This is a genomic window from Pseudomonas nunensis (genome assembly GCF_024296925.1).
In the GTDB taxonomy this organism is placed as follows: domain Bacteria; phylum Pseudomonadota; class Gammaproteobacteria; order Pseudomonadales; family Pseudomonadaceae; genus Aquipseudomonas; species Aquipseudomonas nunensis.
Genome location: NZ_CP101125.1, coordinates 989,028 through 1,001,072 on the forward strand (window position 1 = coordinate 989,028; position 12,045 = coordinate 1,001,072).

A 12,045-nucleotide genomic window follows, 5' to 3' on the forward strand; every position below is an offset into this window, starting at 1 on the left:
AACGAAATCTGTCCGTATCCATCGGGTTAGAGGGCAGCTTTTGATGGGAAAGCTTCGACGTGCAAGGGCGTTTTCCGGCTGGTGTATTTATCTATTGCACCACGCTTTTTACTGATCTGCCCCTCAACAATTATGAACCAACAAAATCTTACGCATAGGGCGCAAGCGTGATATCCAACTTAGAATTACGACACATCATCGAAAGCGGTTTCCTGCCCCTTTCCTGTTCTTGCACTATGAACGCGGACGGATCGCTAAAGATACGGGTGTTCGATAAGGATACTGGCCGGGTGGAGCTCTTAGTCACGCCCATTGCCACCTCCGGCTTGACATCCAGCCGAGCGATTGCCGAGTTGATAGGCGAAATACGTAATGAGATGGCGGCTAGAACCAAAAATTTTGCTTGAAGACGACCGACAGATCAATACGGCACCTAGAGCGATACAGGATTGATGCTCATCTCATCTATTCGCTGGATCAAGGCGTCGCCTGCTTTGACATTGATTTTGGTCTCTCGCATTCGACCGCCTATACAGCCTTCCAGCGGTAGCGTTAGTAGCTTGTGTACCCCAAATGTGAGGCCGAAGTCAGCTGCCTCTTTTTGTGCGAAGTCTGCGGCGGGTCTCCCATCAATCCATAGTCGGATCGTGCATTTTTTTTCCACGGGTAGTGGATCGTTAATCACAACAAGATGAGCGTCGGATTTTTTGGTGAGTGCGTACTGCCGCTCCAGCGGCACCCGGCTCAAGGTATCTGGACTGCTTTTGCTCGACGTTGAGCAGGCCGCCATCAAGGCAAAAGCCACTAGGAAAATGGAATACTTCATCTCGTTCCCAAGTAATTTTCGTAGAGATCGCTGTCGACAATTTTAGGTGCCCAAAGCGAGTTGCCTCAACGTCATCTCAGTCACTTTGTCGAAATGCTCAGCCAGCAAATCGCATTGCTCATCAGAAAGCCCCCGGGAGCACATTATTCCCAGCACAAAGCCATTTGCTTTCGCGCCGTTTTTGACAGCTGCAATCATCGACCCAGCGTTCTCGATGTCGTGCTGGATTCTTCGCGCCTGGCGCCGAATCGCCTCAGGCATTTCATTGGTGACGTCGTTCATTTGTTGCTCCGCACGCTCTTAACTGCCCCCCAGTGGCAGTCGAGGCACCAGTGCCTTCTGAATTAATCGACCAATATCAGCGTTCGGAGGTTCGTTTTTTTGCCCGTGATCTGGCCAACGGCGTCGGCCATTTGATTCAAAAGGACGGTGAGGATTCGGCGTTCGGGCAGTCTTCATCATGTAGCGACTGGTGAGGACTCGCGAACTAAAAATGTGCTTTGAAATCCTGCTGAGACCTTCCATTTTCTTCCTGCTTATCGGGTACGTGATCTCATGACCACCAAATCATTTATCGCGTTTTTGCTGATTCTCGGCGCTGTCTGGACAATATTGGTTTGGAGTGTCGAGATATGGGTTTCGCCTGCGGCTCACGCTCTGGTATCAGCCACCGTGATTAGTGAAAGGTCAAAGTAAATGCGTTGATTAGGGGCTTAGCTGGACACATCCTTTGAATCCTTTGATAGCGGTTGCAGCATAGCTTCGGTAGATGGTGGAGTAGATCCTGCCCGTTCGAACGAGAGCCCTGAAATCTAAGGTGGGAAGCCACGGCTCATTGCAGTCGCAGCGTTGAATTTTCACTCCCGCTGGCGATGGAATGAAGCCGACTGAGGGTTTGATACGTTGCAACATTTGTGAAGTAAGCCATTGATTTGCCAAGTTGAATTTATCGTAAGCACATTGGTCTGACCTTTACTTACGTTTCTCTAATTCGCTCACCCACTCAAATCTCGAAACACTGCGATCGACGCGGGAGCGCAGGGTGGTGAGATGGCCGATTGGTTTCGCTTGCTTTCGGTTAATTTTTTGCCGCCGAGCAGAGCGGACGACGCTAGTGAATGACCTACACTGCTAAACTTGCCCAAACGAATTCCATGTGTGATCAGCGCAGGAGGCTTAAATGTCTGTCCATATTCGCAACAATGTACGCGTCCAAGGTTCAGGCCCTGCCACCTTAGTTTTTGCGCATGGTTTTGGCTGTGATCAGAATATGTGGAGACTGGTCGAGCCAGCATTTCGAAAAAGCTTTCAGACGATTCTTTTCGACGTTGTAGGTTGTGGGAAGTCAGACCTCTCAGCCTACGAGATTGTGAGGTACTCATCATTGAAAGGGTACGCGCAAGACATCGTGGAGATTATTGAGGAGTTTGCGGACGGCCCGGTCATATTTGTTGGGCATTCTGTCAGTGCTATGGCTGGCGTAATCGCCGCAAACATGCGTCCTGAGCTCATCGGGGCGCATGTCATGGTTGGGCCTTCACCGTCGTATATCAACGATGGGGAGTATTTTGGTGGGTTCAGCCGGGAGGACATCGACTCGCTTCTGGAGACTTTGGAAAGCAACTACCTTGGCTGGTCGAGTTCCATGGCCCCCGCGATCATGGGCGCGCCTGGACAACCCCATCTTGGTGTCGAATTAACTAACAGCTTCTGCCAGACCGACCCTGATATTGCGAAACGGTTCGCCAGGGTGACTTTCCTATCCGATAACCGCAATGATGTGGCCAAGCTACTGGCGCCAGCGCTGATTATTCAGTCATCCGACGACATCATTGCGCCTGTCGAAGTAGGTCGTTACCTCAACAAGGTCATCCCGGATAATCGTCTTGAGGTGATAGAAAACGTGGGGCACTGTCCGCACCTGAGTGCTCCTGATCTATGCATCAATTCGATCCAAAGCTTCATTGAAAGCGTTCAGGGTCGAATTGCTCATGGGGGCTAATGACGACCCACTCCCCGATGCTGACTTGCTTTACGAGCACGCTCCCTGCGCCCTCATTATCACTAGCAAGGCTGGTTTAATCCTCCGGGCAAATGCCACCTTCTGCGAGTGGTTGGGATACCCCAAAGATCAGCTGGTTGGCCGACGCAAACTACAAGAGTTGCTTACTATCGGAGGACGAATTTTTCATCAAACTCACTGGATGCCTTTGCTTGAGATGCAGCGTTCGGTCTCCGAAATAAAGCTTGAGTTTGCGACGTCTGAGGGTAAAAAAGTACCCATGATTCTCAACGCAACAAGGCGTGAGCACATTGGTGGCACTTTCGATGAGGTTTCCGCTTTTGTAGTGATCGAGAGGCACCGATTCGAGCAGGAAGTATTGATTTCTAAGCGGCAAGCTGAGGATTCGCTCGAAGCTCACTTAGCTCTTCAGCGGGACTTGTCGGTGGCCGATGCAAGGCTGCGAGTTGCTTTAGAGTCGGCACAGATGCATGTGTGGGACGTCGACCCGGTGACACTTGAGCGTCGTTACGATAACAGCGTCGCACAATTGCTCGGTTACCCGTCAAGCCAAGATGTTTCCGCTGCAATTTACTCAGGCTTCATAGACCCCAAAGATTTGCCAAGGGAGGCTGAGTTGTTTTCGGCGGCTCTCGGATCGGTAGCTCAAGAGTATCGCTGCATTTATAGATTGAACGGAATAGACGGCGTTCAGCGCACGGTACTCTCAACGGGTCGTGCAGCATTCGACCCGAATAACAAGCTCGTTCAGTTTGTCGGTATCCTTCATGACATTACAGACGTAAAGCGGGAGCAGGCTGCCGCAGAAGACCGTGCTCTATTCTCTGAGCAAATGATTGGGATAGTGAGTCACGATCTTCGCAATCCCCTATCGGTGATTTCAATTGCCACCGAAATGCTTGAGCGGAATGGCCTGTCCCCTAAGCAGCAGAAATTTGTTCGGCATGCTCAGGAAGCGGCGCAAAGAGCGCGAAGGCTCATCAACGATTTGTTGGATTTCACGCAGGCCAGAATAGGGCGTGGCATAGGGGTAACAAAAACAACCATCGATCTGCATCTGCTCATCTCAGAGGCTGTCGAGCAACTCCGAATCGTTTATCCCAAACGAGAGCTGCTGCATTCAATGCATGGCCAAGGCTTATGTATTGCTGACAGCGATCGGCTGACGCAGCTTGCAGGTAACCTTGTTTCCAATGCTGTTACCTATGGTGCGGTGGATCGCCCTGTGACAATAATTTCCTCCATTACGGAGCGAGGTTTCGAGTTGATGGTGCACAACTGGGGTACACCGATTCCTCGAGACTTCCTCGCCACGGTTTTCAGTCCGATGACTCGCGGCGTCAATCTTCCGCAAGATAGTCGCAGCGTTGGATTGGGGCTTTTCATTGTCAGCGAAATCGTGAAGGCGCATGGCGGCACAGTTTCGGTCAGCTCGACAATTGAAAGGGGTACAGAATTTAAGGCCGCTTTTCCGTTATGAGAGGCCCATTGATCTACCTTTGTGAGCCGTTATCGTTGCGGCGTTGGTTATTAATCTATTGATTATTAAAGATAAAAATATTTCGTTTGATGTCTCTTGAAAAATTTCCATCGATATCTATTTTGGTTTTACGCGATGCCGCAATCGGGTCGCGTTTTTAAATCACTTGGAGAAAACTCAGGAGATTTTGCAATGGCGACTACCCCTTCGTTGGCCCCTCTGTTCCGTCAATCCGTGGGCTTTGATCGCTTCAACGACATGTTCGAATCGGCGCTTCGCAGTGAGGCCGCAAACACCTATCCACCTCATAACGTATAGAAGCATGGTGATGACCAATATCGCATTGTGATTGCAGTAGCGGGTCTCTCAGAGGAGGACATGGATATTCAGGTCGAAAAAGGCGTTCTTACTGTCTCCGGCGGAAAACGTGAGAACGATAAGGAAGTGAAATACCTTCACCAAGGGATCGCTCAGCGGGCATTTCGTTTGTCATTCCGCTTGGCCGATCATATCGAGGTGCAAGGTGCCTCTCTCACCAACGGTCTGATGGCGATTGACCTGCTTCGGGTTGTCCCTGAAGAGGCGAAACCTAAACGGATCGAGATCGGCGCTTCGACTAAACCTGATATGCCCCAGGTGAGTTTGTAGTAAGGTAAACAGGCGCTTTCCGGAGCGCCTTTTTTACTTTAAACATTTTCTGCATTGCTACTGGTCGGATTGCAGATGTCATATGAAGCGATAGCGCTCAGCGCTGCGATCCAAATGACGCACGTATATTTGCGAAATCATCAATCCCTACGGTGCCAGGTTGGTCGCTTGATTTGACCGCTTCCGCCTGAGTATCGTGAACATTGATCTCTCCTTCTTCTCCCAATGAACTGTACTGTTCACGAAGTTTTCTCAGCTCCTTTGTATCCATTTTGTCCAAGCACAACGTGGCATTTTGAGCTTCTTTGGTCGCTCGGATAAGCTCATCAATTTTCAGATGCAAAATGTCATTGTCGCGATTTTGGGTGTTTTGAATAAGGAAAACCATGAGGAAGGTGATGATCGTCGTCGACGTATTAATGATTAGCTGCCAGGTGTCGTTGTAGTGAAAATACGGCCCCGTCAGTGCCCATACTGCGATCAGAGCGACAGCTATAAGAAAGGTCTTAGAACTACCAGCCCAGTTGGAAAGTGCTTGACAGAATCGTGCGAATTTCATGGAGGCGACCTCTTGCTGTGGTTGGTGGATAGACCTCAGCAGCTCCTTGAAATTCTTTTTTACAAATTTTCTTTCCCGTTCTGTTCGTCGCCTAAAGGCACCCCCTTTTATAGTCTTGAAAGCTATCAACTGGATGCTGCTGGCTGGATGGCGCGTAAGCGAATGCAGCCAGCGGTTCGCTTAGTTATTCCCCACGGAGCTCAGTTTCACGGGAACTGATTTGGCAGCCGGCACCTTGCTTCGCTCGGCATGGTGCCAAAGCGGAACGAGCGAATTACATTCTGGATAGTAAGCAGCGGCGCAGCCTTCTGGAATGTCATAAGCAACAATTTCGAATGGCCCAACTTGACGCTTCACTTCAGATTCTACAGCCGTGGTGATCAACACCCGCTCGCCGACTTCAAATCCCAGCCGAACGATATCGTTGAGGTGCATGAAAACCACCTCACGCGTACCGCTGATACCGCGAAAGCGATCCTCGTAGCCATAAATAGTGGTGTTGAATTGGTCGTTGCTGCGTAACGTCATCAGTTGCAGCACATCGCGTGGCACGACCTCTGGCGTTATGTCGTCATCTTCGTTGAGCGTGACCGGGGTGATGAATTGAGCCTTGCCACTTTTGGTCGACCACTCCCGCTTGGCGGCGGCGATGGGTCGATGAAACCCACCCGGTTCCGCCATGCGAGACTCCATGTCATGGAAGATTGCCGGGTAAATAGTACCGATGGCCGTCCTGATCCTGGAGTAGTCATCGCACCATGCCTGCCAATCGATTGAATGACCAGAGGGCAGGGTGGCCAGGGCCAGGCCAGCTACGATGCTGGTTTCTGCTCGCAGGTGTGGGCCAACCGGCTCGGCGTTACCACGCCAGCCGTGGATGCAGCCGGTGCTGTCCTCGGTGGTATAGGTTTGCTCCTTCCCGTTTTGCCGATCTATCTCAATGCGCCCCAGGCACGGCAACAACCAGGTATTTTTCGCTGGCAGCAGGTGTGTGCGATTGAGCTTCGTCGAAATCTGCACGTTCAGTTCCAACGTTTCCCAGGCGGGTTCCATTCGAGAAGTGTCGGGAATGGCCCGCAGGAAATTGCCACCCAAGCCAATGAAACCTCGTACCTGGCCGGTCAATATGCCTTCACAGGCGTCGACAGTGCACAGTCCCAATTGCTGCGGCACCTTGAAGCCAAAATGCTGTTCGATCAGTTCAGCAGGTACTTTCTTTGGGTCTTCGGTAATGCCTACTGTGCGCTGACCCTGGACGTTGGAGTGGCCCCTTACCGGACAGACACCCGCACCGGGTTTACCGATGTTCCCGCGCATCAACAGCAGATTGACCACCATCTGCACGTTCTCCACGCCATGCCGGTGCTGGGTCAAACCCATTCCGTAAATCATCATCACCCGCTGGCTGCGGGCATAAGTTGTGGCCGCCGCTTCAAGTGCGCCTCGGGTCAAACCTGATTTACGTTCGATGTGTTGCCAGTGATGCGCGCGAACCGATAGGGCGAAGGCTTCGAAGCCTTCGGTGTGCCGGGCAATGAAGTCGTTATCGAGAATTGCATTGCCGCCATCGCGTTGCGCTTGATCGTCAAGCTCTAGCAATGCCTTGGCAATTCCGATCATCGCTGCGGTATCGCCACCTATGGCGACCTGGTGATACTGGGTGCTGATGACAGTCGATTCCGGCGTCAGCATTTCGGTGGGTGACTGCGGGTTAACGAAGCGCTCTAACCCCCGTTCACGTAAGGGGTTGAAGGTGATGATGGGGACGTTACGTTTGCGCACGTCCTGCAACTGATGAAGCATCCTCGGAGCGTTGCTGCCGACGTTCTGACCAAAGAAAAATAGGCAGTCGGTGTGGTTGAAATCATCTAGCGTGACCGTACCGACGGGCACACCGATACTTTCTTGCAAACCCACTGACGTGCTTTCGTGGCACATGTTCGAGCTATCGGGCAGGTTGTTGGTGCCATAAGCCCTGGCGAATAATTGGTACATAAACGAGGTTTCCAGGGAGGCACGGCCCGAGGCATAAAACACCACACTGTCGGGCTCCATGGTTTTCAGCTTTGCACCGATATCTCGGTACGCTTCTTCCCACGTAGTTTCCCGATACCGATCAGTCGCCGAGTCGTATCGCATTGGGTGGGTGAGCCGACCCTGTTGCTCCAGATCATAATCTGGCCATTGCCGAAGATCACTCAGGGTGTGGTTGGAAAAAAATGCGGGATCGGTTTTCTTCGATGTCAGCTCCCAGGCAGTAGCCTTGGCGCCGTTCTCGCAAAACTCCAATGCGTGAGGGTGTCCTGGCTTGGCCCAAGCACAACTGACGCAAGCAAAACCATCCGGCTTGTTCTGCTTTAGAAGCGCTTTGGGAGCCTTGGCAAATGCTTGCTCACGCCAAAGTATTTTCATCACGGAGTTCGCGGATCCCCAGCCACCACTTGCATGTGTATAGGGCTTGAAGTGGACTTTTGGATGAATGAGCATTGGCGGCTCCGGAAAGCTTGTCGGGGGGATGTTGATATAGTTATGACGAATGTCCGCAAGGAATGGTTCGAGTGGATGTGAGGGGTATTAATCCATTCAGCGTGAGAGTGTTGGATGGGGCGCATTGCGCTAAATGGTAAAAAATAGAGCCGCAAGATGCGGATACTTGCGGCTCCTAAGCTTCAGCGATGCCGAAATCTGAAAGATTTGCACTGAGGCTATGTAGCCAGAACACCGTTGTCGATAATGCTCTCTGGCAGGGTCGTATTAGTATTACCAGGCGTCAGAATGACCTTTCTGCAATCCTCTTCCTTCTTGTCGAAAATCTTGTAGCCCTCAGCTGCCTGTTCGAGCGACATGCGATGGCTGATGATGACGTCCGGGGCAAGGCGACCCGTCTCGATGTGGCCGAGTAGTTCTGGAAGAAAACGTTGCACATGGGTTTGTCCCATTTTGAAGGTCAGCCCCTTGTCGAACGCGTCACCAAATAGGAATCCGTGAATGAAGCCCGAGTACACACCAGGCACACTCACAACTCCGCCGCGTCTAACCGCTGCGATACATTGGCGTAATGCCTTGCCGCTACTGCCTTCGAGCTTGAGGGTCGCAAGCACCGTTTCGGTGGTACTGCCTTTGGCTTCAAAACCTACTGCATCCACGACACCATCCACGCCCCGCATGCCTTTGGTTTGTCGAATGATCGTGTCTGCAGGATCATCGTCTTCGTCAAAATTTATCGGAATCACGCCATAAGTTTTCTGTGCATAAGCCAAGCGATAGGCGTGGTGATCAACCATGAAAATCTGATCAGCACCCAGCATTCGCGCGCAGGCGGCGCTCAACAATCCGACCGGCCCTGCGCCGTAGATGGCAATGCTTGATCCAGCGCTAATGCCGGTGTTTGTCACGGCCTGGAAGGCGGTCGGCAAGATGTCCGAGAGGAACAGAACTTTCTCGTCCGACAGCGTCCCAGGGACTTTGAAAGGCCCGGTATTAGCTTTGGGAACACGCACGAACTCGGCTTGCCCTCCAGGAATGCCGCCATACATGTGGCTGAAGCCAAAAAGGGCGGCGCCCGGTGGGATGGCCTTTTTATTCAGAATGGCGCCGCGCCCCGTATTGGTGGTTTCACACGCGGCGAACAAATCCATTTGGCAGAAAAAGCAGCTGCCGCAGGCGATCACGAAAGGGATCACCACCCGGTCACCCGCCTGTACAGCAGTGACAGCTGAACCTGTTTCCTCAACGATGCCCATGAACTCGTGGCCGAAGATATCGCCATGTTCGACGGTTGGGATCTTCCCTCGGTAAAGATGAAGGTCGGATCCACAAATCGCGGTGGCTGTTACTCGAAGAATGATGTCGTCGCTATCCTCGATAACTGGATCAGGAACAGTATCGACTTTTACGCTGTGCGCGCCGTGGTAGGTGAGTGCTCTCATGACGTCTTGCCCCCTCAATAACTTAGTGGTAAGTGGGAGAGGAGCGATGGGAAAGGTTAGTTCAGAGAAATAGAACGGGAGATGACTAGCGGGCTGCGCCGTGCCGTTGGTCTGCCTGATCTCTATTCAGTTAAACGTTCTGCGATGGATGAACCTCAAACATGTACGAGCGGGATTGCTCGCGTGAGTGACCTCATTAGCCCGCAGAAATTGCGGGCTTTTTTTGGACACAAAAAGGCCCGGCGCTTAGCCAGGCCATTCAGTTCAACTAAGCCGCGAGACTTGAGCTCGAAAGCGCTTTTTTGTACGCCGCTTTCATGTCTTCCATCTGCTGTCCGAGTTCATTCAGTTTGGCCTTACCGAGGAGCTTGTTAGCTTGAGGAAACATTTCTGTTTCTTCTTCCTCGATGTGATGCTCCAGTAGTTCCTTCACTACTTTCACACGACCAGAGAATTCTGGCGTTCCGGGATCTGTCGCTTTCAGATCTGGGAGTACCAGAGAGTCTACAGTTCGGTGCTCTTCCTTCGCTTCGTAATACATTACGTCCTGCTCCTTACCCCCAGCCTCTTTGAATGCTGGGTAGAGGATTTCTTCCTCCAGCTTGGTGTGGATGGTGATTTCCATCTCTAGCTTGGCCAGTAATTCAGTGCGCTTTTTGATACCTCGCTCAGTCGACTCACTGAGCTGGGTGAGGATGGCCTTCACGCGCTCGTGGTCTGCTTTCAAGAGGTCAATGGCGTTCATGTCGAGACTCCTCTGGTTATCACGGTTAGACGCGCGTCGATCAGTCTGCCAACGCTACGCAGAAACGTTAGATTGCATAGGATGTGCCAACCATAACCATCGGATAAATCTCAATTAATTCAATACATTGAGTTGCCTTTTGAACTGATTTTCTCGTGTATTTTGCAAGGTTGATATTTTCATGGGTTGCAGTTTACGGGATGCGCAGTTGTACCTGATTCAAGATAAATAATTTTCCGGAGAAACCTTCGAGTCCGTTTCACAATGTGCGGTATTTGGCCTTCTCTTGGCGTTATGAATCATTGCGGATTGCGAGAGTCAACCGACAATACTGCACATTGGACATCTGTAATGCTTACCTTCGATAGCCCGTTTAGCAATGTCTCTAGTCGTTGCACTCTTCAAAAAACGGTCGACGTCGCTGACGTTCTTGCAAACGGTGGGTGGGTGGTATGAACGCAGTTGATTCAGCTCTGGCGGCAGCGCGTGCTCAGTTTGCGATTGCTATAAGCTTTCATATCGTGCTGGCGGCCTTCACCATTGGCTTAGCCAATTTTCTCATGGTGTTGGAGGCACTGTGGCTATGGCGCGGTCAAAGGATCTACCTGGATGTTTATCTTTACTGGTTAAAAGTATTTGCGCTTAACGTTGCGGTAGGCACAGCGTCAGGTCTGATTTTGGAGTACCAGTTCGGGCTGAATTGGTCGCGGCTTTCGACTCAGGCAGGAGATATTCTTGGCCCGTTGATGTTCTACGAAGTGCAGGCGGCATTTTTCCTGGAGGCAGGTTTCCTCGGGATCATGTTATTCGGAATGAAAAAAGTTGGCCCTCGTCTGCATCTCTTCGCCACCTGCGCCGTCGCCCTCGGCTCTTTGATCAGCGCCTTCTGGATCTTGTCGGCCAATTCCTGGATGCAGACACCCGCCGGGTATTCCCTCGGAGCCAATGGGCGTTTCATAGCCGAAAGCTGGTGGGCGATCATCTTTAATCCCTCGTTCCCTTACCGGTTAACGCATATGACGTTGGCCGCGTTTATAGGCACCGCCACGCTAGTGGCCGGTATCAGCGCTTGGCAGTTATTAGGTGAACGGCAGAACCCGCGAGCTCGTCTCGCATACTCCATGGCGTTGTGGTTGATCGTGGTGCTTACACCTGTGCAAATCTTGGTGGGGGATCTTCATGGTGAGCACAGCCTTAAAGTTCAGCCGCAAAAGGTTGCCGCCATAGAAGGTTCCTGGACACGACCGGCGGACGGTGAGGGGGAGCCATTACGTTTATTCGCCCTTCCAGATATGGCTGAGCGACGCAACCATTGGGAGGTGGCGATTCCGCGTGTAGCGTCGTTGTACTTGCGACATGACCTGAGCGGCACCATAGCTGCGCTTGATGAGTTTCCGCCTGAGGACATCCCGCCGGTGCCTGCGGTGTTCTTCGCGTTCCGTGTCATGGTCGGTTTGGGACTATTGATGATGGGGCAGGGGCTGGTCAGTGTGGTACTGCGCTGGCGACATCGTTTATATGCCGCGCGCTGGATGCTCCGAGGGTGTGTGCTGATGGCACCTGCCGGATTTCTGGCGATGCTGAGTGGGTGGGTTGTTACAGAGGTTGGCCGTCAGCCCTTCACTGTCTATGGGTTGATGCGCACTGCTGACAGTCTGTCTTCGGTGTCTCGTCAGCAGGTAATAGGGGCGACGTGGACAATCCTGGCGTTTTATCTGGTGATCTTCGGTGTGGGTCTCTGGGTGCTACTGCGATTACTGCGGGAGCCGCCTCACGAAGACGAGCCTGGGCCGCAACCCACTTTGGCGGATGAGACGGGTAAATCCTGAGGGCTG

The 12,045-nt window shown here is 52.0% G+C and carries 10 protein-coding genes and 1 pseudogene; 5 read left to right on the plus strand and 6 right to left on the minus strand.

Features of this window, described 5'->3' with window-relative positions:
- The first annotated feature begins 167 nt into the window (after positions 1 to 167).
- Positions 168 to 407, plus strand: a complete 240-nt coding sequence (locus NK667_RS04590) for a DUF1652 domain-containing protein (protein ID WP_054613975.1) — start codon at positions 168 to 170, stop codon at positions 405 to 407.
- A 26-nt stretch (positions 408 to 433) separates the two neighbouring features.
- On the opposite strand, the gene NK667_RS04595 is transcribed toward NK667_RS04590, so the two are convergent.
- Entirely contained in the window at positions 434 to 826 is a 393-nt protein-coding gene (locus tag NK667_RS04595) for a hypothetical protein (RefSeq protein ID WP_054613976.1), read from the minus strand.
- Between the two features lie 42 nt (positions 827 to 868).
- Positions 869 to 1,108 carry a hypothetical protein gene (locus NK667_RS04600; protein ID WP_054613977.1) on the minus strand — a complete coding sequence of 80 codons (240 nt, stop codon included), beginning with the start codon at positions 1,106 to 1,108 and terminating at the stop codon, positions 869 to 871.
- Positions 1,109 to 2,006: 898 nt separating this feature from the next.
- Between NK667_RS04600 and NK667_RS04605 the strand changes: the two genes are divergently transcribed.
- The 3 genes and pseudogenes from NK667_RS04605 to NK667_RS04615 all read left to right on the plus strand — a co-directional run bounded on the left by NK667_RS04605 (position 2,007) and on the right by NK667_RS04615 (position 4,977).
- Positions 2,007 to 2,828 (plus strand): alpha/beta fold hydrolase, encoded by an 822-nt coding sequence (locus tag NK667_RS04605; RefSeq protein WP_054613978.1) that lies wholly within the window; start codon positions 2,007 to 2,009, stop codon positions 2,826 to 2,828.
- Positions 2,818 to 4,329: a sensor histidine kinase gene (locus NK667_RS04610; protein ID WP_054613979.1), complete on the plus strand. Its 1,512-nt coding sequence runs from the start codon at positions 2,818 to 2,820 to the stop codon at positions 4,327 to 4,329. The genes NK667_RS04605 and NK667_RS04610 overlap by 11 nt, the downstream gene beginning before the upstream one ends.
- A gap of 192 nt (positions 4,330 to 4,521) precedes the next feature.
- A pseudogene (locus NK667_RS04615) lies at positions 4,522 to 4,977 on the plus strand (Hsp20 family protein).
- 97 nt (positions 4,978 to 5,074) lie between these two features.
- Here the strand turns inward: NK667_RS04615 and NK667_RS04620 are convergent.
- The 4 genes from NK667_RS04620 to NK667_RS04635 form a co-directional block, all read right to left on the minus strand.
- Positions 5,075 to 5,536: a low affinity iron permease family protein gene (locus NK667_RS04620; protein WP_083471281.1), complete on the minus strand. Its 462-nt coding sequence runs from the start codon at positions 5,534 to 5,536 to the stop codon at positions 5,075 to 5,077.
- Between the two features lie 180 nt (positions 5,537 to 5,716).
- Entirely contained in the window at positions 5,717 to 8,023 is a 2,307-nt protein-coding gene (locus NK667_RS04625) for an FdhF/YdeP family oxidoreductase (RefSeq protein WP_054613980.1), read from the minus strand.
- A gap of 218 nt (positions 8,024 to 8,241) precedes the next feature.
- Positions 8,242 to 9,465: a zinc-dependent alcohol dehydrogenase gene (locus NK667_RS04630; RefSeq protein ID WP_054613981.1), complete on the minus strand. Its 1,224-nt coding sequence runs from the start codon at positions 9,463 to 9,465 to the stop codon at positions 8,242 to 8,244.
- 268 nt (positions 9,466 to 9,733) lie between these two features.
- On the minus strand, positions 9,734 to 10,210 hold the full coding sequence (locus tag NK667_RS04635) for a hemerythrin domain-containing protein (protein WP_054613982.1): 477 nt from the start codon (positions 10,208 to 10,210) through the stop codon (positions 9,734 to 9,736).
- 452 nt (positions 10,211 to 10,662) lie between these two features.
- Here NK667_RS04635 and NK667_RS04640 point away from each other — a divergent pair, with 452 nt between their 5' ends.
- Positions 10,663 to 12,039, plus strand: coding sequence for a cytochrome ubiquinol oxidase subunit I (locus NK667_RS04640; RefSeq protein ID WP_054613983.1), 1,377 nt, complete (start codon positions 10,663 to 10,665; stop codon positions 12,037 to 12,039).
- Positions 12,040 to 12,045 lie beyond the last annotated feature (6 nt).